At 64.3% G+C, this 20352-nt stretch carries 19 protein-coding genes and 1 pseudogene; 7 read left to right on the top strand and 13 right to left on the bottom strand.

Translation table 11 applies throughout. From position 1 onward, the window contains the following. Positions 1 to 7: 7 nt before the first annotated feature. From BLV15_RS19455 to def, 5 genes are read right to left on the bottom strand one after another with little or no spacing between them, the layout of a single operon-like run. Entirely contained in the window at positions 8 to 331 is a 324-nt protein-coding gene (locus tag BLV15_RS19455; protein ID WP_090231376.1) for a tetratricopeptide repeat protein, read from the bottom strand. Between the two features lie 15 nt (positions 332 to 346). Then, positions 347 to 1720, bottom strand: a complete 1374-nt coding sequence (gene trkA, locus BLV15_RS19450; protein WP_090231375.1) for a Trk system potassium transporter TrkA — start codon at positions 1718 to 1720, stop codon at positions 347 to 349. After that, positions 1717 to 3039: a 16S rRNA (cytosine(967)-C(5))-methyltransferase RsmB gene (rsmB, locus tag BLV15_RS19445; protein WP_090231374.1), complete on the bottom strand. Its 1323-nt coding sequence runs from the start codon at positions 3037 to 3039 to the stop codon at positions 1717 to 1719. Before rsmB ends, trkA begins: the two co-directional genes overlap by 4 nt. Next, entirely contained in the window at positions 3036 to 3968 is a 933-nt protein-coding gene (gene fmt / locus BLV15_RS19440) for a methionyl-tRNA formyltransferase (protein WP_090231373.1), read from the bottom strand. Before fmt ends, rsmB begins: the two co-directional genes overlap by 4 nt. Positions 3969 to 4022: 54 nt before the next feature. After that, positions 4023 to 4529, bottom strand: coding sequence for a peptide deformylase (gene def / locus BLV15_RS19435; RefSeq protein ID WP_090231372.1), 507 nt, complete (start codon positions 4527 to 4529; stop codon positions 4023 to 4025). Positions 4530 to 4669: 140 nt separating this feature from the next. Here def and BLV15_RS19430 point away from each other — a divergent pair, with 140 nt between their 5' ends. The 3 genes from BLV15_RS19430 (at position 4670) to tsaC (ending at position 7498) form a co-directional block, all read left to right on the top strand. Continuing rightward, entirely contained in the window at positions 4670 to 5698 is a 1029-nt protein-coding gene (locus BLV15_RS19430; protein ID WP_090231371.1) for a LysM peptidoglycan-binding domain-containing protein, read from the top strand. Positions 5699 to 5779: 81 nt separating this feature from the next. Then, positions 5780 to 6880, top strand: coding sequence for a DNA-processing protein DprA (gene dprA / locus BLV15_RS19425; RefSeq protein WP_090231370.1), 1101 nt, complete (start codon positions 5780 to 5782; stop codon positions 6878 to 6880). A 60-nt stretch (positions 6881 to 6940) separates the two neighbouring features. Continuing rightward, positions 6941 to 7498, top strand: a complete 558-nt coding sequence (gene tsaC, locus BLV15_RS19420; protein WP_090231369.1) for an L-threonylcarbamoyladenylate synthase type 1 TsaC — start codon at positions 6941 to 6943, stop codon at positions 7496 to 7498. Positions 7499 to 7507: 9 nt separating this feature from the next. On the opposite strand, the gene BLV15_RS19415 is transcribed toward tsaC, so the two are convergent. Beyond that, a complete protein-coding gene (locus BLV15_RS19415; RefSeq protein ID WP_090231368.1) occupies positions 7508 to 8488 on the bottom strand; it encodes an NADPH:quinone reductase in 981 nt (326 codons plus the stop codon). A 182-nt stretch (positions 8489 to 8670) separates the two neighbouring features. Between BLV15_RS19415 and hemF the strand changes: the two genes are divergently transcribed. Beyond that, positions 8671 to 9588 carry an oxygen-dependent coproporphyrinogen oxidase gene (gene hemF, locus BLV15_RS19410; RefSeq protein ID WP_090231367.1) on the top strand — a complete coding sequence of 306 codons (918 nt, stop codon included), beginning with the start codon at positions 8671 to 8673 and terminating at the stop codon, positions 9586 to 9588. A 43-nt stretch (positions 9589 to 9631) separates the two neighbouring features. Further along, on the top strand, positions 9632 to 10456 hold the full coding sequence (gene aroE / locus BLV15_RS19405) for a shikimate dehydrogenase (protein WP_090231366.1): 825 nt from the start codon (positions 9632 to 9634) through the stop codon (positions 10454 to 10456). Here the strand turns inward: aroE and BLV15_RS19400 are convergent. Beyond that, entirely contained in the window at positions 10453 to 10854 is a 402-nt protein-coding gene (locus BLV15_RS19400; RefSeq protein WP_090231508.1) for a GFA family protein, read from the bottom strand. The genes aroE and BLV15_RS19400 overlap by 4 nt on opposite strands. 32 nt (positions 10855 to 10886) lie before the next feature. On the opposite strand from BLV15_RS19400, the gene BLV15_RS19395 reads away from it, so the two are divergent. Next, entirely contained in the window at positions 10887 to 11843 is a 957-nt protein-coding gene (locus tag BLV15_RS19395; protein ID WP_245728238.1) for an AEC family transporter, read from the top strand. A 58-nt stretch (positions 11844 to 11901) separates the two neighbouring features. Here the strand turns inward: BLV15_RS19395 and BLV15_RS19390 are convergent, their stop codons facing one another. Then, positions 11902 to 12909 (bottom strand): AraC family transcriptional regulator, encoded by a 1008-nt coding sequence (locus tag BLV15_RS19390; RefSeq protein WP_090231364.1) that lies wholly within the window; start codon positions 12907 to 12909, stop codon positions 11902 to 11904. A 110-nt stretch (positions 12910 to 13019) separates the two neighbouring features. On the opposite strand from BLV15_RS19390, the gene BLV15_RS19385 reads away from it, so the two are divergent. Further along, on the top strand, positions 13020 to 14075 hold the full coding sequence (locus BLV15_RS19385) for a fatty acid desaturase (RefSeq protein WP_090231363.1): 1056 nt from the start codon (positions 13020 to 13022) through the stop codon (positions 14073 to 14075). 69 nt (positions 14076 to 14144) lie between these two features. Here BLV15_RS19385 and pncB read toward each other — a convergent pair whose 3' ends face one another. The 5 genes and pseudogenes from pncB to BLV15_RS19370 form a co-directional block, all read right to left on the bottom strand. After that, positions 14145 to 15350, bottom strand: coding sequence for a nicotinate phosphoribosyltransferase (pncB, locus tag BLV15_RS19380; protein ID WP_090231362.1), 1206 nt, complete (start codon positions 15348 to 15350; stop codon positions 14145 to 14147). A gap of 90 nt (positions 15351 to 15440) precedes the next feature. After that, a complete protein-coding gene (locus BLV15_RS21985) occupies positions 15441 to 15953 on the bottom strand; it encodes a hypothetical protein (RefSeq protein ID WP_139210762.1) in 513 nt (170 codons plus the stop codon). Positions 15954 to 16323: 370 nt separating this feature from the next. Further along, positions 16324 to 17118, bottom strand: a complete 795-nt coding sequence (locus BLV15_RS21980) for a hypothetical protein (protein ID WP_139210761.1) — start codon at positions 17116 to 17118, stop codon at positions 16324 to 16326. Then, the gene (locus BLV15_RS19375; protein ID WP_090231361.1) at positions 17115 to 19856 is read right to left on the bottom strand and encodes a glycoside hydrolase family 19 protein; all 2742 of its coding nucleotides are present in this window, start codon (positions 19854 to 19856) and stop codon (positions 17115 to 17117) included. Before BLV15_RS19375 ends, BLV15_RS21980 begins: the two co-directional genes overlap by 4 nt. A 34-nt stretch (positions 19857 to 19890) precedes the next feature. Then, a pseudogene (locus BLV15_RS19370) lies at positions 19891 to 20352 on the bottom strand (DUF2345 domain-containing protein); the annotation flags it as partial.

Raw genomic sequence — 20352 nt, 5'->3', positions numbered from 1 at the left:
TAGCGCCTCAGCGCTGCGCGGGCGACGGCTTGTCCAGCTTGCGCAGGAACACCGCCATCTCCTTTTCCGCCTGCTTGTCGCCGTGCGCCTGCGCGGCCTGCAGGCCCTGGCCCCAGGCCTCGCGTGCGGCCGCCGGATCTCCGGCTTGCAACAGCGCCTTGCCGAGCAGCTTCCAGGCCGCGGAATAGGTGGCATCCAGCTCGACGCAGCGGCGCAGGTGCCCGGCGGCGCGCGGGAAGTCGCCGGCGTCCAGGTAGCCCTTGCCGAGGCCGAAGCGCAGCAGCGAATTGTCGACGCCCCGGGCGAGCATCTTTTCCAGCGATTCGAGCATGCGCCCTCCGGCGGATCAGAAGAACGTTAGGCCGGCCTGGAACAGCCGCTCGACGTCACGGATGTGCTTCTTGTCGACGAGGAACAGGATCACGTGGTCGCCGGACTCGATCAGCGTGTCGTCGTGGGCGATCAGCACCTGCTCGTCGCGCACCACGGCGCCGATGGTGGTTCCCGACGGCAGGGCGATTTCCTCGACCATGCGCCCCACCACCTTGCTCGAGCGCGAGTCGCCATGGGCGACGATCTCGATGGCTTCGGCGGCGCCGCGCCGCAGCGAATGGGCGCTGACGATGTCGCCGCGACGCACGTGGGACAGCAGCGAACCGATGGTCGCCAGCTGCGGGCTGATCGCCACGTCGATGTCGCCGCCCTGAATCAGGTCGACGTAGGCCGGGTTGTTGATGATGCTCATCACCTTGCGCGCACCGAGCCGCTTGGCCAGCAGCGAGGACATGATGTTGGCTTCGTCGTCGTTGGTCAGGGCCAGGAAGATGTCGGCATCGGCGATGTTTTCCTCCAGCAGCAGGTCGCGGTCCGAGGCGCTGCCCTGCAGCACGATAGTGCTGTCCAGCGAGTCCGACAGGTGCCGGCAGCGCGCCGGGTTCATCTCGATCACCTTCACCTGGTAGCGGCTCTCGATGGCTTCGGCCAGGCGTTCGCCGATCTGCCCGCCACCGGCGATCACCACGCGCTTGTAGTCGCTTTCCAGCCGGCGCATCTCGCTCATCACCGCGCGGATGTGCCCGGTCGCGGCGATGAAGAACACCTCGTCGTCCGCCTCGATCACGGTGTCGCCCTGCGGCGTGATCGGCCGGTTGCGACGGAAGATCGCCGCCACGCGGGTGTCGACGTTGGGCATGTGTTCGCGCAGCTGGCGCAGCTGCTGGCCGACCAGCGGCCCGCCGTAGTAGGCGCGCACCGCCACCAGCTGAGCCTTGCCGTCGGCGAAGTCGATCACCTGCAGTGCGCCGGGGTACTCGATCAGGCGCTTGATGTAGTTGGTCACCACCTGCTCGGGGCTGATCAGCACGTCCACCGGGATGGCGTCGTTGTCGAACAGGCCGGAGCGCGTCAGGTAGGCCGACTCGCGCACCCGGGCGATCTTGGTCGGGGTGTGGAACAGGGTGAAGGCGACCTGGCAGGCGACCATGTTGGTCTCGTCGCTGTTGGTCACCGCCACCAGCATGTCGGCATCGTCCGCGCCGGCCTGGCGCAGCACCGTGGGAAACGAGCCGCGGCCCTGGATGGTGCGGATGTCCAGGCGGTCGCCGAGGGCGCGCAGGCGCTCGCCGTCGGTGTCGACCACGGTGATGTCGTTGGCTTCGCTGGCGAGGTGCTCGGCAAGTGTGCCGCCGACCTGGCCGGCGCCGAGGATGATGATTTTCAACCGATCTCCTTGCTCGCCGGCGTCGCGGCGATCTTCACCAGCTTGGCATAGTAGAAACCGTCGTGGCCGTCCTCCTGCGGCAGCAGCTGGCGGCCGTGCGGCTGGTCGATGCCGAAGCCGCCGGCGATCGCCAGTTCGCGCGCGCCGGGCTGGCGGGCGAGGAAGGCACCGATCACCTCGCTGTTTTCCGTCGGCAGCACCGAGCAGGTGGCGTAGAGCAGTACACCGCCGACTTCCAGGGTCGGCCACAGCGCGTCCAGCAGCTCGCCCTGCAGCGCGGCCAGCGCCGGGATGTCCGTGGGCTGGCGGGTCAGCTTGATGTCCGGGTGGCGGCGGATGACGCCGGTGGCCGAACACGGCGCGTCCAGCAGGATGCGCTGGAACGGCCGGCCATCCCACCAGTCGCCGGTGGCGCGCCCGTCGGCGGCGATCAGGCGCGCGTTCAGGTTCAGCCGGGCGAGGTTTTCGCGCACCCGCACCAGGCGTTTTTCTTCCAGGTCGACGCCGAGCACGTCGAGCGTCGGCTCGGCTTCCAGCAGGTGGCAGGTCTTGCCGCCCGGCGCGCAGCAGGCGTCGAGCACGTGCTGGCCGGGCGCCAGGTCGAGCAGGCCGGCGGCCAGCTGCGCGGCTTCGTCCTGCACGCTGACGCGACCCTCGGCGAAGCCTGGCAGGGTCTTCACGTCGCGCGCTTCGAGCAGGCGCACGCCGTCGCGGCTGAACTCACAGGGCGCGGCGGCGATGCCGACGGCCTGCAGTTCGGCGAGATAGGCATCGCGCGCGCCGTGCTGGCGGTTGACCCGCAGGATCAACGGCGGATGGGCGTTGTTCGCCGCGCAGATGGCCTGCCAGTGCTCGGGCCAGAACCCCTTCAGGGCTTTTTGCAACCAGCGTGGATGCGCGCTGTGCAGCACCGGATCGCGCTCCAGGCTGGCGATCAGCGCATCGCCGTCGCGCTGGGCGTTGCGCAGCACGGCGTTGAGCAGGCCCTTGAGCGACGACTTCTTCAGGCCGTCGGCGCAGGCGACGGTCTCGCCGATCGCGGCGTGCGGCGGGATGCGCGTATGGAATAGCTGGTAGAGGCCGATCAGCAGCAGGGCCTCGACATCGCGGTCGGCGGCCTTGAACGGCTTCTGCAGCAGTTTCTCGGCGAGCAGCGCCAGGCGCGGTTGCCAGCGGGCGGTGCCGAGGGCGAGGTCTTGGGCCAGGCCACGGTCGCGGGCGTCCACCCGCTCCAGCAGCGGCGGCAGGCTGCTGCCCAGCGAGGCCTTGCCGGACAGCACCGCCGCCAGGGCCCGCGCAGCGGCCAGACGCGGGTTCATTGGCCGAGCACCGTGCCGGGCAGGAAGCGTTCGCGGCGGCTGTTGTAATGGTCGGCGAAGTCCAGCGGTTTGCCGCCAGGCAACTGCAGGCGGGTGAGCAGCAGCGCGCCCTCCCCGCAGGCGACGCTCAGGCCGTCACGGCTGGCCGCGAGTATCTCGCCGGGCCGGCCCTGGCCTTCGCCAAGCCGCGCCGCGAGCACCTTCAAGGGTTCGCCTGCGAGGGTCGAATGGCACACCGGCCAGGGATTGAAGGCGCGCACCTGGCGCTCCAGCTCGGCGGCCGGACGCGTCCAGTCGAGGCGCGCCTCGTCCTTGTCCAGCTTGCGCGCGTAGGTGGCCAGCGCGTCGTCCTGGATCTGGTCGACCAGGCTTCCCGCGGCGAGCCCGTCGACCGCCTGCAGCAGCGCCTGGGCGCCCAACTCGGCGAGGCGGTCGTGCAGGCTGCCACCGGTGTCGTCGTCGGCGATTGGCGTGCGCACCTTGAGCAGCATCGGCCCGGTGTCCAGGCCAGCCTCCATGCGCATCACGGTCACACCGCTTTCACTGTCGCCGGCTTCCACTGCGCGCTGGATCGGTGCCGCGCCGCGCCAGCGCGGCAGCAGCGAGGCGTGGCTGTTGACGCAGCCCAGGCGCGGGATGTCCAGCACCGCCTGCGGCAGGATCAACCCGTAGGCGACCACCAGCAGCAGGTCCGGGGCCAATGAGGCCAGTTCGGCCTGGGCGGCGGGGTCGCGCAGGGTCGCCGGTTGCAGCACCGGAATCCCGTGCTGCGTGGCGAGCTGCTTCACCGGGCTGGGCATCAGCTTCTGCCCGCGTCCGGCCGGGCGGTCCGGCTGGGTGTAGACGGCGACGATCGGCTGCCCGGCGTCGAGCAGAACCTGCAGGTGGCGGGCGGCGAATTCCGGCGTACCGGCGAAAACGATGCGCAAAAGAGGAGCTCCAGAATGCAAAAAGGCTTGCCGGAGCAAGCCTTGGAAACCTGATCAAGCCTGCTGGCGGTGCTGTTTTTCCAGCTTCTTCTTGATCCGGTCGCGCTTGAGGTTGGACAGGTAGTCGACGAACAGCTTGCCGTTGAGGTGATCGCATTCATGCTGGATGCAGATCGCCAGAAGGCCTTCGGCGAGCAGTTCGAAGGGCTGGCCGTCGCGGTCCAGCGCCTTGATCCGAACCTGCTGCGGGCGGTCGACGTTCTCGTAGAAACCGGGCACCGACAGGCACCCCTCCTGGTACTGGCCCATTTCGTCGGTCAGCACTTCGAACTCCGGGTTGATGAATACCCGCGGCTCGGTTTTGTCTTCGGACAGGTCCATCACCACGATGCGCTGGTGCACGTTGACCTGTGTGGCGGCCAGTCCTATCCCGGGTGCGTCGTACATGGTCTCGAACATGTCGTCGATCAGCTGGCGCGTGGAATCGTCGACGCTGACCACCGGTTTGGCGATGGTGCGCAGGCGCGGATCGGGAAATTCGAGGATATTCAGTATCGCCATATGCGTTTGTGATGCACTTGTGGAATAAATTCAAATAGCGCTGCTAAGATGATGAGCAGCTTTGAAAAACGCCTGAAAAGCCCGCCCGGGGCGGCTTCCAAGCGTTTCACGTGAATGGACATGATAAAGGGATTCACCGCATGAGGAAATCACTGTTCGCCCTGGTGCTGCTCGCCTTCGGCGGTCTGGCTCAGGCAGCCGTGCAGCTCAAGGAAGGTCATCCGGATCGCTATACGGTGGTCAGCGGCGACACCCTCTGGGATATTTCCGGCAAGTTTCTGCGTGAACCCTGGAAGTGGCCGGAAATCTGGCACGCCAATCCGCAAATCGAAAACCCCCACCTGATCTACCCCGGCGATGTCCTCACCCTCTTCTATGTCGACGGCCAGCCGCGCCTGCAACTCGAGCGCGGCGCCTCGCGCGGAACCATCAAGCTGTCGCCGCAGGTGCGCAGCACGCCGATGGCCGAAGCCATCCCGACCATCCCGCTGAACGCCATCAACAGCTTCCTGCTGAGCAACCGCATCGTCGATGCGCCCGAGGAGTTCCTCCGCGCGCCCTACATCGTCGCCGGCAATGCCGAGCGCGTCGTCAGTGGCAGCGGTGACCGCGTCTATGCCCGCGGCACCTTCGAGGACGACCAGCCGGCCTACGGCATCTTCCGCCAGGGCCGCACCTACAAGGATCCGAAAACCGGGGAGTTCCTCGGCATCAACGCCGACGACATCGGCACCGCTGAGATGGTCGCCCAGGAAGGCGACGTCGCGACCGTGATGCTGACCCGCTCGACCCAGGAAGTGCGCCTCGGTGATCGCCTGTTCCCCACCGAGGAACGCGCGATCAATTCCTCCTTCATGCCGGGCGAGCCGGCCCGGACGATCGAGGATGGCGTGATCCTCGACGTGCCGCGCGGTGTCAACCAGATCGGCCAGTTCGACGTGGTGACCATCAACAAGGGCCGCCGCGATGGTCTGGCCGAGGGTAACGTGCTCGCGGTATACAAGACCGGCGAAACCGTGCGCGACCGCGTCACCGGCGAATCGGTGAAGATTCCCGACGAGCGCGCCGGCCTGATGATGGTCTTCCGCACCTACGAGAAGCTCAGTTACGGGCTGGTGCTGGCCGCCAGCCGGCAGTTGTCGGTGTTGGACAAGGTCAAGAACCCCTGACCACCCCGAAGCCCCGCACTGCGGGGCTTCGGCTATATGGCGCCGGCCGCTGGCCGGTGCGCCGATCAAGGATGATCGCCGATGGACCTTTCCCCCGCGGAACTCGAAGCCCGTCTTCGCCTGCATTGCCTGCCCGAGCTGGGGCCGCGGCGCTTCGCCCGGCTGATGCAGGCCTTCGCCGGCGCCTCCGCTGCCCTCAGCGCGCCGGCCGCCGCCTGGCGTGCGCTTGGACTGCCGGCCGGTTGCGCGGAACCGCGGCGCAGCCAGGACATCCGTGAACGCGCCGCCGCGGCGCTGGCCTGGCTGGAGCGGCCAGGCCAGCATCTGCTGATGTGGGATGACCCGCGCTATCCCGCGTTACTCGCCGAACTGCCGGACGCCCCGCCGCTGCTGTTCGTCGCCGGCGACGTGGACCTGCTGGAGCGTCCGCAGCTGGCTATCGTCGGCAGCCGCCGCGCCTCCAGGCCCGGCCTGGATACCGCGCAGAGCTTCGCGCGTAGCCTGGCGCGCGGCGGCTTCGTGATCACCAGCGGGCTGGCCCTGGGTATCGACGGCGCCGCGCACCTGGGCGCCCTGGAGGCGGGCGGCGCCACCGTGGCGGTGCTGGGCACCGGCCTGCAGTGCATCTACCCGCACCGGCACAAGGCGCTGGCCGAACGCATCGCCCGCGAGGGCGGCGCGCTGGTGTCCGAGCTGCCGCTGGACAGCCCGCCGCAGGCGAGCAACTTCCCGCGGCGCAACCGGATCATCAGCGGACTGTCCGTCGGTGTGCTGGTGGTCGAGGCGAGCCCCTCCAGCGGTTCGCTGATCACCGCGCGGCTGGCCGCCGAGCAGGGTCGCGAGGTCTATGCGATCCCCGGCTCGATCCATCATCCCGGTGCGCGCGGTTGCCACCAGCTGATCCGCGACGGCGCGCTGCTGGTGGAGAGCGTCGAGCACATCCTCGAAGCCCTGCGCGGCTGGCAGGTCGTCTCGCCCCCCGCCGCCGCCGCCGCGCCCGCCGCGCCCGCCGCGCCGACGCATCCGCTGCTGGAGCTGCTGTTCGCCGCGCCGCACAGCAGCGAGGCGCTGGCCGACGCCAGCGGCTGGCCATTGCCGAAGGTGCTCGCGGCGCTCACCGAGCTCGAGCTGGAAGGTCGCGTCGCCAGCGAAGCCGGTCGTTGGCTCGGCGTGCGGCGCTAGCGCTTCCAGCGACGCCTCGCTTGGGTACACTGCGCAGGTTTTTGCGACGGGAGACGAGCGATGGTCAGCAGCTGGAAAGTGCAACAGGCGGCACGGGTGGTCCGCAATGGCGGGGTGATCGCCTATCCGACCGAGGCGGTCTGGGGGCTGGGCTGCGATCCCTGGTGCAGCGAGGCGGTGTACCGGCTGCTGGCGCTCAAGGAGCGCCCCGTGGAGAAGGGATTGATCCTGGTCGCCGACACCATTCGCCAGTTCGACTTTCTTCTCGATGACCTGCCCGAGGCGTGGCTGACGCGACTGGCGAGCACCTGGCCAGGGCCGAATACCTGGCTGGTGCCGCACCAGAACCGCCTGCCGGAGTGGATCACCGGCGAACACGACAGCGTTGCGCTGCGCGTCAGCGACCACTCGCTGGTGGGCGAACTCTGCGCCCTCACCGGCCCGCTGGTGTCCACCTCGGCGAACCCTTCCGGGCGCCCCGCCGCACGCAGCCGTCTGCGCGTCGAGCAGTACTTTCCGAAGCAACTGGACCACGTCCTCGGCGGCTATCTGGGCGGACGCAAGAACCCCAGCCTGATCCGCGACCTGCGCACCGGCAAGGTGGTGCGCGAGGCGTGACGGCGGCGCTCAGTCCGGCAGCAGTACCGTCGAGCCGGTGGTGCGGCCGGCGGCCAGTTCGGTCTGCGCGCGGGCGGCATCGCTCAACGCCACGCGCCGGGCGACGTCTAGCGTGATCGCGCCGCTGGCGATCATCTCGAACAGCTCGTCGGCCATTGTCTGCAGGTTCTCGGCGCTGTTCGCATAGCTCCCCAGGGTTGGCCGGGTGACGTACAGCGAACCCTTCTGCGCGAGGATGCCGAGGTTCACGCCGCTGACCGCGCCGGAGGAGTTGCCGAAGCTGACCATCAGACCGCGCGGCGCCACGCAGTCGAGGGAAATCTCCCAGGTGTCCTTGCCCACCGAGTCGTAGGCCACCGGGCACTTCGCCCCGCCGGTCAGTTCCAGCACGCGCTGGCGGATGTCTTCCCGGGTCCGGTCGATGGTCGCCCAGGCACCCAGGGCCTTGGCCTGTTCGGCCTTCTGCGCCGAGCCGACCACGCCGATCAGCTTCGCCCCCAGCGACCTGGCCCACTGGCAGGCGATGGAGCCGACCCCGCCGGCCGCCGCGTGGAACAGCACGATGTCGCCGCGTTTGACCGGATAGGTCTGGCGCAGCAGGTATTGGACCGTGAGGCCCTTGAGGATCACCGCCGCGGCCTGCTCGAAGCCGATGCTCTCCGGCAGCCGGACCACGTTGGCGGCGGGCAATACGTGCAGTTCGCTGTAGGAGCCCAGCGGCCCGGTGGCGTAGGCGACGCGCTCGCCGACCTTGAGGTGGGTCACCCCGGCGCCCACCGCCTCGATCTCGCCGGCGCCTTCGGTGCCGAGCCCGGACGGCAGCGAAGGCGGCGCGTACAGGCCGTCGCGGTAATAGTTGTCGATGAAATTGACGCCGATCGCGCGGTTGCGCACGCGGACTTCGTTCGGGCCGGGTTGGGCGGGTTCGTAGTCGACGTATTCGAGCACTTCGGGACCGCCGTGGCGGCTGAACTGGATGCGTTTGGCCATGTACAACTCCTCGGGGATGGGTCGTCGACGCCGGCAGGCGTCGCGGCGAAAGGCTCTTATCCAACCCCCTCGGGCCGACAGCGTCAACTGCGGCTGCCCGGGGGCGAATGCTATGCTGGCGCCCTTTTCCGCCCGCCGGCCGCTGCCGCGCGGGCCTTGGCCGCTGTTTGCAGGGTGATTTCGTGAACGACAAGACCGGGGCCGTGAAGGCCTATCTGCTCGACCTTCAGGACCGTATCTGCGCCGCGCTGGAGGCCGAGGACGGCCGCGCGCGCTTCGCCGAGGACGCCTGGGAACGTCCGGCGGGCGGCGGTGGCCGCACGCGGGTCATCGGCGATGGCGCGCTGATCGAAAAAGGCGGGGTCAACTTTTCCCACGTGTTCGGCAACGGCCTCCCGCCGTCGGCCAGCGCGCACCGGCCGGAGCTTGCCGGGCGCGGCTTCCAGGCGCTCGGCGTGTCGCTGGTGATCCATCCGGAGAACCCGCACGTGCCCACGTCCCACGCCAACGTGCGGTTCTTCAGCGCCGAGAAGGAGGGCGAGGAATCGGTCTGGTGGTTCGGCGGCGGCTTCGACCTGACGCCCTTCTACGCGGTGGAGGAGGACTGCGTGCACTGGCACGAGGTGGCCCGCGCCGCCTGCGCGCCGTTCGGCGCCGATGTCTATCCGCGCTACAAGAAATGGTGCGACAGCTACTTCCACCTCAAGCACCGTGGCGAGCCGCGCGGCATCGGCGGGCTGTTCTTCGACGACCTCAATGCCTGGGATTTCGACACCAGCTTCGCCTTCATGCGCGCGGTGGGCGATGCCTACCTCGAGGCTTACCTGCCGATCATCCAGCGCCGCAAGGCGACCCCCTTCAGCGAGCGGCAGCGCGAGTTCCAGGCCTTCCGCCGCGGGCGCTACGTCGAATTCAACCTGGTCTACGACCGCGGCACGCTGTTCGGCCTGCAATCCGGCGGACGCACCGAGTCGATCCTCATGTCGCTGCCGCCGCAGGTGCGCTGGGGCTACGACTGGAAGCCCGAGCCGGGCAGCGAAGAGGCACGGCTGACCGAGTATTTCCTCACCGATCGCGACTGGCTGGGCCTGCAGTCCTGAGCCCGCCGCGCCGCAGATCCACACCCATCGAGGAGCCGCTTCCATGGACCGCTACTGTGTCTTCGGCAACCCCATCGGCCACAGCAAGTCGCCGCTGATCCACCGCCTGTTCGCCGAGCAGACCGGCCAGGCTCTGAGCTACGAGGCACTGCTGGCGCCGCTGGACGACTTCGCCGGGTTCGCCCGCGGTTTCTTCGCCGAGGGCCTGGGCGGGAACGTCACGGTGCCGTTCAAGGAACAGGCCTTCCAGCTCGCCGACCAACTCAGCGCACGGGCGCAACGCGCCGGGGCGGTGAACACGCTGAAGAAGCTCGCCGACGGCCGCCTGCTGGGCGACAACACCGACGGTGCCGGGCTGCTGCGCGACCTCGCGGTGAACGCAGGCTTCTCGCTGAGCGGAAAGCGCATCCTCCTGCTCGGCGCGGGCGGTGCGGTGCGCGGCGTGCTGGAGCCTTTCCTCGGCGAACGGCCGAAGGCGCTGGTGGTGGCCAACCGCAGTGTGGCGAAGGCCGAGGCGCTGGCCGCCGAGTTCGCCGACCTCGGGCCGATCATGGCCAGCGGCTTCGACTGGCTGGACGCGCCGGTCGACCTGATCGTCAACGGCACCTCGGCGAGCCTGACCGGCGAGGTGCCACCTATCGCGGCCAGCCTGATCGAGCCTGGCCACACGCTGTGCTACGACATGATGTATTCCCGCCAGCCGACGGCGTTCTGCCAGTGGGCCGTCGAGCACGGCGCGCGCGCGGCCCTGGATGGGCTGGGCATGCTGGTGGAGCAGGCGGCCGAGGCCTTCCTGCTGTGGCGCGGCGTGCGCCCGGACAGCGCGCCGGTGCTGGCGGAGCTGCGCCGGCAGCTGGCGGCCGGCTAGAGCGCTTCTTCGTCCTCGCTGGGCAAGTGCGGGTCGAGCGTCAGCCAGGGCAGCCGTGTGGTCACCCAGATGTGCCGGTCGGCCGGCGCCCGCTGCGGTTCGTCCAGGGTGGCGACGGTCACATCCAGGGTCTGCGGACTGAGGCGGGTAAACAGCGCCAGCTGGGCGCCGCAGGTGCCGCAGAAGTAGCGGGTGCAAGTGTCGGACGAGGCGTACTGCGCCGGCGTGCCGTGGAGCCACTCGAACGTCTCGAGCGGCACGCCGATCCATGTCGTGACCAGGCCGCCGCTGGTGCGCCGGCAGATCGAGCAGTGGCAGTGGGCGATATCGCGCAGCGGTGCGGCGAAGCGGTAACGCAGCGCGCCGCAGTGGCAGCCGCCCTGGTGACTCTCCTGCATGAATTCCTCCTCGGCCATTGACCGACCGCCGCGTGGCTCGCCAGGATTGGCCTCCACCACCACCGGGGGTTCCCGTGACCGATCTGCTGTTGGCCCTGTGGCCGTTGTTCGCCCTGATTATCGGCGGTTTCCTCCTGCGGCGTAGCGGCTTTCCCAGCGAAGCCTTCTGGCCCGGCGCCGAGCGGATCAACTACTTCCTGCTGTTCCCCGCCCTGCTCTTCGGCAACCTCGCCAGCGCGCCGCTGGACAACCCGGCGTTGCCGCGCCTGGCCGCGGCGGTGCTGATCGGGCTGGGCGCCGCCTGGCTCGGGCTGCTGCTGGTGCGTCGCCTGCGCGGCTGGCCGGCGGCACGCTTCGGCGCATTCGCCCAGGGCGTGCTGCGTTTCAACACCTACCTCGGGCTGGCCGTGGTCGGCAGCCTGTTCGGCAAACCGGGCCTGACCCTGGCGGCCTTGATGCTGGCGCTGATGGTGCCGGCGGTGAATGTGATGTCGGTATGGGCGCTGACCGCCGAGCGTGGCGTCAGCCTGCGCTCGCTGGCCCTGCCGATCCTGAAGAATCCGCTGATTCTCGCCTGCCTGGGGGGCGCCGCGATCAACCTCAGCGGCATCGGCCTGCCTGGCGGCAGCGAGCGCCTGCTGGGGATGCTCGGCGCCGCCAGCCTGCCCCTCGGCCTGCTCTGCGTGGGCGCGGCGCTGCGTCCGCAGGAGCTCGCCGGGGAAGTCCCGGCGCTGGGCTGGAACTGCGCCGTGCGCCTGTTGGTCATGCCGCTACTGGCGTTCGGCGTGGCGCGTCTGAGCGGTCTGCCGACGCTGGAAAGCAGCGTGCTGATCCTGTTCTTCGCCCTGCCCACCGCGCCGACGTCCTATGTGCTGACTACCCAGCTGGGCGGCGACGGGCACCTGATGGCGGGCATCATCACCCTGCAGACGCTGCTCGCCGCCGGCTCGCTGCTGCTGGTGCTGGCGGGCATCCAGGGGCTGGTTTGATCGCGGTGCGCGTGGCTCTCGCCAGGATGCGCCATGTGCGGCGCCACCCCTGGCGAGGCTAGCGTCCCCCTTCCCGGTACTGGCTGGGAGTCTTCCCGGTCCAGCGCTTGAAGGCGCGGCTGAAGCTGCTGGTGTCGGCGAAGCCGAGCAGGTAGGCGATTTCCCCCAGCGCGTTGCGTGGGTCGTCGAGGTAGCGCAGGGCCAGAGCACAGCGGGTCTCGGCCAGCAGCGCCTCGTAGCCGACGCCCTCCTCCGCCAGGTGCCGCTGCAGGCTGCGCAGGCTCAGGTGCAATGAGCCGGCGATGGCTTCGGCCGAGGGTTCCCCGTCCGGCAGGCGCGCCTCCAGCGCCGCGCGGACCTGGCGCGTCCAGGTCGGCGTCTGCAGCTGCTCGAGGGTCTTCTTCAACACCGTTTCGTTGTGTTCGGCCAGCTCGGGGTTGCCGTCGTCCAGCGGTCGCTCGAGGTCGATGCGGGCGAATTCCAGGCGATTCTCCGCCGCGCCGAAATGCACCGGCGCGCGGAACACCTCCTGCCACGGACGGCTGTCGGCGGGCTCGGCGCGGCTCAGGTACACCGCCTGCGGCGCGTAGTCCCGACCGAGACGGTTGCGGCAGGTGCGCACGTAGATCGCGGCGAAGGCGTCCAGCGCCTCGGCCGCCGGTTCGGGGCTGCCCGGCGGCACGCGGAAACGGAATTCGTAGTGCCCGTCGCGCTCGCGCAGGTCCAGCTCCATCGCATCGCTGACCACCCGGTGATAGCGCACGATGCGCTCGAACACCTCGCGCAGGGTCGTGCTGGCGATCAGCGCGTAGCCCAGCGCGTGGAAGGTGGTCGGGCTGACGTAGCTGGAAATCTTCAGGCCCAGCGCCGGATCGCCGCTGGCCGCTACCGCCAGGTGCCAGAGCCGGGTGGTGGCGGACAGTGGATAGCGCGCGTTGGGGTCATCCATCAACGCCGGGTCGAGACCGGCTTCCCGGCAGAGCGCGGCGCTGTCCAGCCCGAGCGCGTCGAGCTGCTTGCGCAGCGCGCGGGTCCAGCTGACCAGGGTGGTGGGTTCGGCAGTCATGCAGGTTGGCGTGTCCGGTCAACAGGTTGGCGTCCAGGGTCGGGCGCTCCGCGTCAGCATGTCGCAGAGTAGCGGCGTGCCTCAACAGACGATAACAAAAGGACACGCCAATGAACCCCACTGCCCTAACCGATCAGCAGCGCTCCGCGCACATCCGTGAAGCGGTGATGGCGCGCGGCGTCGAACTGCGCCGGCGCTACCCTATCCTCAACCATCAGGATGCGCTGGGCGCCGGCATCCTCGCCTTCGCCCTCGCCGGGATGATCGGCTCGGCGCTGCTCTACCTGAATGGCGCGATTGCCTGGTGGGCCTGCCTGCTGGCGAATGCCTTCTTCGCCTCGCTGACCCACGAGCTCGAACACGACCTGATCCATTCGATGTACTTCCGCAAGCAGCGCGTGGCGCACAACCTGATGCTGGCGCTGGTCTGGATGGCGCGGCCGAGCACCATCAACCCGTGGATCCGTCGCCACCTGCACCTCAACCACCACAAGGTCTCCGGCACCGAGAACGACATGGAGGAGCGCGCCATCACCAACGGCGAGCCCTGGGGTATCGCCCGTTTGCTGATGGTCGGCGACAACGTGATGTCCTCGCTCATCCGCATGCTGCGCGCCAGAACCTGGGCGCACAAACGCAGCATCCTGGCGCGCACGCTCAGGGTCTATGCGCCGCTGGCGCTGCTCAACTGGGGTACCTGGTACCTGTTTCTCGGCTTCCACGCCATCGATGGCGCGAGCGGCCTGCTCGGCGCGCCGGTGGCCTGGTCGGCGACCACGCTGGAGGTGATGAACATCGTCGATATCGCAGTGGTGGTGCTGGTCGGCCCCAACGTGCTGCGCACCTTCTGCTTGCACTTCGTCAGCTCCAACATGCACTACTACGGCGATGTCGAGCCAGGCAACGTGATCCAGCAGACCCAGGTGCTCAACCCCTGGTGGATGTGGCCGCTGCAGGCGTTCTGCTTCAACTTCGGCAGCACCCACGCGATCCATCATTTCGTAGTGAAGGAGCCCTTCTACATTCGCCAGATGACCGCGCCGCTGGCCCATCGGGTGATGCGCGATGCCGGTGTACGCTTCAACGACTTCGGCACCTTTACCCGGGCCAACCGCTGGCACAAGCAGGAGGAAACCGCCGTCCAGGGTGAGCCGGCGACCTCCTGAAGCCTCCGTCACGCACGAGCGAAACGGCCCGGAACCACCGGGCCGTTTCGTTTCAGCCAGCGCCGCCGATCAGCGCTCGCCGTCGACGCGGAACACATGGCGCAGGTAGGCGAGGAAGCTTTCGTCCTTGCACTGGCTCTTGCCCGGCGTGTCGGAAATCTTCGCCACCGGCTCGCCGTTGCAGCTGATCATCTTCAGCACGATGTTCATTGGCTCCACGCCGGGGATGTCGCAAGTGAGGTTGGTGCCGATGCCGAAACTGACGTTGATCCGCTCGTGCAGCTGGCGATACAGCGACAGCGCGGCGGGAAAGGTCAGCCCGTCGCTTAAGATCAGCGTCTTGGTCTGCGGGTCGATGCCCAGCTTGCGGTAGTGCGCGATGGCCTTTTCCGCCCACGCCAGCGGGTCCCCGGAGTCATGCCGCAGGCCGTCGAAGAGCTTGGCGAAGTACAGGTCGAAGTCGTGCAGGAAGGCATCCATGGTGATGCAGTCGGTCAAGGCGATCCCTAGCTGGCCGCGGTACTCCTGCACCCAGGTCTGCAGCGCGGCGGCCTGGCTGTCGATCAGCCGCGGGCCGAGCTGCTGGTGCGCCATCAGCCATTCGTGGGCCATGGTGCCGATCGGCTTGAGGTCGTACTCGCGGGCCAGATGCACGTTGCTGGTGCCCACGAAACGCCCGGGGAAATCGCGCTTTAGGATATGCACGACCTCTTCCTGGGTGCGGTAGGAAAAGCGCCGCCGCGTGCCGAAGTCGGCGAGCTGGAAGCCGCTGAGCTCATCGTCGCTGGCCTCCTTGCGCAGCCAGTCGAGCTTGCGATACAGCTGCTCGCTGACCTGCTCCAGCAACACACCCGGATAACGCGCCCGATTGCGCACCTCGCTGATGATCGCCAGCAGCGGAATCTCGAACAGGATCACATGCAGCCAGGGTCCGCGCAGGCGAACGAACACCTGGCCGTTCTCCACGCCGGTCTGCACATAGCGCATGTTGAAGCGAAACAGGCTGAGGAAGCGGATGAAGTCCGCCTTCATGAAGGGAATCCGCTCGAGAAACCCGATCTGATCGGCCGTCGCCGAGGTATCGGCGAGCTGCTCGATCTGCTGACGGATCTCGCTCAGATAGGGGCGCAGGTCTTCATCATTGCGACAACGAAACTCCCACTCCACCTCCGCATTCGGGTAGTTGTGCAACACCGCCTGCATCTGCGTGAGCTTGTAGAAGTCGGTGTCCAGCGTGTTCTGCACGATCCGCTCAGCGAATACGCTTTCGCGCATGGGTGGCTCCTGATGACGTTTGGGACAGGTTCGTGGGGCATCTTGTCTTAATACGGCATGAGGTGTAAGGCTTGATTGATGCTTTTGTGCCTAGAGGTTTTTCTTGATATAGGCTTTAACGTCGCTGGCGGTTTTCAGTTTAAATATGGACTGCACGCCCTCTATATATCCGTCCATGCCATTCATGTCAGGATTGGAGGTTATAAATTTGTTGATTGATAATTTGCCGTCAATATAATGGTATGCATGGATTTCATAAAGATCTCCATAAGTTCCCAGGCCGCGATTATTTAACTCCCAACGCAAAATGACAAAGAGATTATCTTCTTCTTTCACGGGGAAGAAAAATGCTGAAACTACATACGGATCACTTCCGGATATAGGGTATTGGTCAACCACTAATGGCGTGGCATCTCGCTTTTCCAATACAAGATACACAGGATAGTTGCTGTCTTGGGATTTTGAGAAATAGATTTTGCTATCTTTGATGATGGGGTTGTTAAATGGCCCATGAACGATATTTTCACCGTACTGATAGCTCTCGTGTCCAAAGCAGTGTCGGGCAAAAAAATATAGCATCAAGAGGCAGACTTTCGTTTTCAAATTATTATACCCTCATAGACAGAATGATCGACTGAAAATCGTTTGCTCCTCATGGTACCTCGGATACAGCCCAGTCCTGCACTATGTCTCGGCTCTCGGATATGACCACCGACGACCTTATGTAAATTTGGTTTTGGTTTATCTTCATTACTATTTCCTCCCTGCCTACCCTCATGCCTTCTAACACGTCACAGTCAGTCGAGCATCGACCTATGTAATGCTCGAGACTGGATTCCATTGAGACTGAAGCATGTAAATGAGGGCTCACAAGAAATAGGAAAAATATACTTGCTGGATTTTTCATAACATGCCGCTTTGGGAGTGTTTTTTAAAGATTAATTAGCTTCGTGTGAGATAAACCAAGGTGTTGCTAAGGATGATTGACGCACTCAAGCGTGTCTTTACACTGAATCCATCCACGCGTGATGTTTTCTTTGTCTTCAAACACAACTGCCAGCCAGCCAGCGTTTTGGCTAAAGACTTGAACTCTGTCACCCGATATCAAGTATTTTGAGGTTCTATCTGCGACATTGGCATTATCGTACAGGAAGGTTTTTCTTAGTATGCGGGTAGTGATTGATTTATTTTCTAGCCAGGCTTTGTACGGCGCTGATGCGATCCTGTTGCGGATTGCTGCTTCAGATTTATAAGGATACTCGTATGTCAGTGTGTCGCTCGCAGTGGAGGATAGGACGTCACCGCCCGCGCCGAAGTAGGAGCTAATGCGCTCGCTTAGTTTATAGTTCAACGCCCCGCTACTTTTATAAACCAATGTTGTGAAATAGTCAGAGCCATAGTTGACGCCGGTGTCAGAGTATAGAACCGTTCTATGTATGACAAAAATTTCGGGAGTTCCATCGAAATCGGAGTCTGCCAGAAATGCACTTCCCACTTTTCCAGGATCACCAAGATAGGGGAGCTCTGCAATTTTCGCTTCGCTTCCAGTATCACAGTTTCTCTTGACCATTATGACGGGGAAGATGTCTTCATTCTGATCAATCGATATGCTTGAAATCTTGAAGCCTATTACAGAGCTATTATCTATGGTTATTGGATTGTATAAATCTTCTCGGGAGTAGAGTGTGCAGGCTTGGCTGTTCGTGTAGCATGCATTGGTAATTGTGAAAATTATTAGGGCGTATATTGGATCTTTTATTATATTCATTTGGTGCAGCTTCCATATAGCCCAGTGAATAAGTTAGTAATTTCTCTTTTGAATTTCTTTCTTTCGGCTAAACCGTTCACCCCTCCGTTGATAGCTCGCGTGATTTTTTCTACGGCTTCTTCTTCTGTGATTTCGGAGTTCTCTGCATAAGCTTTCAGATTATTTGATTTCCAGAACCAAAGCCCTGTTTCTATAATTACAGATGTATCACTTTGTACCAGATTCGGCTCAGCGGCGATAGGTTTTCCTATTGCCAAGGAGCATGCCTGATAGTTTGCATAATGAGTGAGGTGTAGCAATCCCCTTCCGCGATAATCATTGTTTGGATAATTATTACTTCCAAAGCAATGCTGTCCATATGCTGCGTCGTTTTTAAGGAGATTGTTCCGAATGTATTGAAGTTTCTCTTCATTGGTGGAGAAAGTTATACGTTTACGAGTGAAGCCATTGTTAATTGCCGTAGGCGCCATGTTATACAGTTCTTGCGCGGTATAGTGGGAGTAGTAAAGTGACTCGCGAAATGCCGTAAAATTTTTTGTTTCGTGCTTGGCTTGTGCAAGTAGATGAGTAACTTGAGCGCACGAGTTAACTCCATATTTTTCAAATAGGTTGTCTGCATGGAGCACGAAGGAATTTATAAAGTCTTCCGCCGTATTGCTTGGGCATATTTTTCGCATTAGCTCATAAGATATGGATATGTTTTTGTTGCATATAGAGCAAAATGTTCTATTTTTTCCAAAGTTGGTGATGAATATTGGTGCTTGAAGATGCCATGCTTTTCCATTCGCCTGCATTCCATGATGTCCTAGCAACTGCCACCAACTTAGCTTCTCAATTCGTTGCTTTTCTATCACCCAATCTTGATTAGTAATGCCTTGAGAAATTGTCAGTAGCGGATCAAGTTTTTCCCACTTGTTTTGGTTCCAGAACCATTCGCTTTCGTATTGGATGATTAGCTGGCCAAGTACTTGGGTATGCCAGGGTTTGTTTAGGGCTGTTCGAATTTCGTCGTTTGTCAGTGCTCCGTCTTTGTTGGTATCTACGATGTCATATAGACGTGCGATGGCCAGCATGGAGCCACTGTCATTTTGGGTTATTTGAGCGCGGTAGTTCGCTCTCTCATCGTCACTAAGTACACCCTGGGCATTGAGGGTGTAGGCAAGCTTATCTATCAGCTCGGCGCTATCTTCAACACACTCAAACCCCTCCCACTCCCACGGACTGTGCCGGGTAGTGATCAGGTCCTGTTCGGCCAGCCAGCCGTTGATGGGGTTGCCGTCGTTGTCGGCCAGGAGGTTATCCAGGCGCCACCAGTGGGTGACCGGGCCGGGGCTGGTGGCTGTATTGACGGTGATCCTGTGGCTGGGTGGCAGGCGTTCCAGCGTGCTGATCGGAATGATCAGGTCCACCCCGATAGTTGTGCCCGCATCGGTGATCGAGGGTGGGTGGCTGGCGTCGATGCCTTCGCGGTGCGGGATCAGCTTGCTTGCGCCCTTGTGAATCTTCAGTTGGGTTTTCTGTTCCGCAGGCAGCGCGGCGGCCAGGGCCCGGCTTTGGGCGATGAAGGCGGGGACGTCGTCGCAGCTGAACAGCTCCAGGTGCAGCAGCGATTGCGGGGCGCCGTCGTTATGGTTCTGGTAGTGGCCCGGATGGCCGATCAGTTCGCCGGCCTTGATCGGGTAGGGCGGGTCCAGCAGGTGGACCGCTCCGCAGACGGGCGTGGTCCGCTTCGCCTGTAACGAGTCGAAATGCACATAACCCTGGATGTTCTGGACGCTGTTAGCGGCCAGGGGCGGTAGCGCCGTGCCTTCGATAATGGCTTTGATCTTGCGGTAGGGCGTGGTTCCCGGCTCCAGCGAGACGCGGGTGCCCTCGGGAAGCAGGCCGGTTTTCGCGTCGCTGGCATTTCCGCGACCGGTCTTGCGGATGTTCAGGCCGCGGTGTGGCGCCAGGTTCGGCTCATGGTCGTTGGCGTGTTCGCCGACCAAAAAGACATTGGGCGCGGGCGTCGATTCCATTTCCCCAGTGAAGACCCAGCCGTTGTCGCAGGCCGCCAATGAGGGCAGCACGCTGCCCTCTATTACGTTTATCAAGCGGCGCCATTTCACCGAGCCCGGATGGGTATCGCCGACTTCCACCCGGGTACCCTTCGGCAGAAGCGCCAGGACCGTTCCGTTGCCGGGCGTGGCGCGCACGCGCAGTCCGAGCGTGGGGTCGGTGGCCTTGTCGGGCTTAACGCTGTAGAGCGTTTCGCTTATGAAGGCGGGCGGGTTGGGTGCCGCTTCCAACCCATAGTGCTCCCAGTCGAGCAGATGCATGTAGAGGCTGAACAGCGTCAGCGAGGGGGAAGGGCTTGCGGCTTCGGCGGCCGTCTGGGTAGCGTTGGCCGGCGTCGGTTTCGGCACTTCGAGGCGATGCCGGACCAGTACGAAACCGGTCGAGTAGGGCTTGGGCCCGGACTCGTACTCGGAGACCGGGTAGTGCTCGTCGATACGGTAGGCGATGACGTCGCCATCGGCGATGCAATACACCGAGGACTGGTCGAGCAGCCCCGCGGTGCCCTGATCGAAGTGCACGCCGCCGTGCCAGAGGCCGTTCGTTCCCAGCGGGTAGTGGCCGCCCAGTGCATTGGCCAGGGCCTCCTGATAGAGCCAGACATCCTCGGCCCGCTCGTTTCCAGGGGTCGCCCTGGCCTTGAAGGGGTAACTCCAGTTGGTGATCTTCTGTTGCTCGGTCATGGTGCCTTCTCATCCTTGAGTCCGCTACGCGGGTTCAACTGCTGAAATTCAGCATCCGCCGTGGCTTCGGCGGCTCCTCGACGCTGTTCTTCAGTCCTTCGTCGAGGAGGTTCCCTGCGCTGTCCCTGTCCGCGGCGCCCGGCGGGATCGGCGGCTTGAGGCCAATTCCCGTGCCATGCCCCGGCGAGCCGCCGGCGTTGATCCTGACCAGGGTGCCGTTGATGGTGACGCCGCCCGGATCGAGCTTGATGAAGGCGCCTCCGGCGTTCAGGGTTAGCTCGGTGCCGGCTTCGATGACCATCTTCTGGCCGGCTTTCAGGTGTATCTCGTTTCCGGCGTCGATCAGTTGCGCCAGGCCAACTTTCAGGTGCTGACTTCCCGTAACCCCCAGGTGGTCATCAGCCCTGACCTCGACCCGGCGGTCGGCCTGGGTGGTGCGGTGCTCCTCGGCCTTGAGCTCGGTGTAGCTGTTGGCTTCCACCGTGTCGTGGCGTTC

Source organism: Pseudomonas kuykendallii (genome assembly GCF_900106975.1).
Lineage (GTDB): Bacteria > Pseudomonadota > Gammaproteobacteria > Pseudomonadales > Pseudomonadaceae > Pseudomonas_O > Pseudomonas_O kuykendallii.
This window is presented reverse-complemented; position numbering and strand designations above follow the sequence as displayed.

What these genes read in the sequence shown, in the direction of transcription:
- BLV15_RS19390 (WP_090231364.1), bottom strand. Translation starts at nt 12,909, where the DNA reads ATGACTGCCGAACCCACCACCCTGGTCAGCTGGACCCGCGCGCTGCGC.
- dprA (WP_090231370.1), top strand. Translation starts at nt 5,780, where the DNA reads ATGGACCTTTCCCCCGCGGAACTCGAAGCCCGTCTTCGCCTGCATTGC.
- pncB (WP_090231362.1), bottom strand. Translation starts at nt 15,350, where the DNA reads ATGCGCGAAAGCGTATTCGCTGAGCGGATCGTGCAGAACACGCTGGAC.
- BLV15_RS19415 (WP_090231368.1), bottom strand. Translation starts at nt 8,488, where the DNA reads ATGGCCAAACGCATCCAGTTCAGCCGCCACGGCGGTCCCGAAGTGCTC.
- def (WP_090231372.1), bottom strand. Translation starts at nt 4,529, where the DNA reads ATGGCGATACTGAATATCCTCGAATTTCCCGATCCGCGCCTGCGCACC.
- tsaC (WP_090231369.1), top strand. Translation starts at nt 6,941, where the DNA reads ATGGTCAGCAGCTGGAAAGTGCAACAGGCGGCACGGGTGGTCCGCAAT.
- aroE (WP_090231366.1), top strand. Translation starts at nt 9,632, where the DNA reads ATGGACCGCTACTGTGTCTTCGGCAACCCCATCGGCCACAGCAAGTCG.
- BLV15_RS19375 (WP_090231361.1), bottom strand. Translation starts at nt 19,856, where the DNA reads ATGACCGAGCAACAGAAGATCACCAACTGGAGTTACCCCTTCAAGGCC.
- rsmB (WP_090231374.1), bottom strand. Translation starts at nt 3,039, where the DNA reads ATGAACCCGCGTCTGGCCGCTGCGCGGGCCCTGGCGGCGGTGCTGTCC.
- BLV15_RS19400 (WP_090231508.1), bottom strand. Translation starts at nt 10,854, where the DNA reads ATGCAGGAGAGTCACCAGGGCGGCTGCCACTGCGGCGCGCTGCGTTAC.
- BLV15_RS19455 (WP_090231376.1), bottom strand. Translation starts at nt 331, where the DNA reads ATGCTCGAATCGCTGGAAAAGATGCTCGCCCGGGGCGTCGACAATTCG.
- BLV15_RS19430 (WP_090231371.1), top strand. Translation starts at nt 4,670, where the DNA reads ATGAGGAAATCACTGTTCGCCCTGGTGCTGCTCGCCTTCGGCGGTCTG.
- BLV15_RS19385 (WP_090231363.1), top strand. Translation starts at nt 13,020, where the DNA reads ATGAACCCCACTGCCCTAACCGATCAGCAGCGCTCCGCGCACATCCGT.
- BLV15_RS21980 (WP_139210761.1), bottom strand. Translation starts at nt 17,118, where the DNA reads ATGAATATAATAAAAGATCCAATATACGCCCTAATAATTTTCACAATT.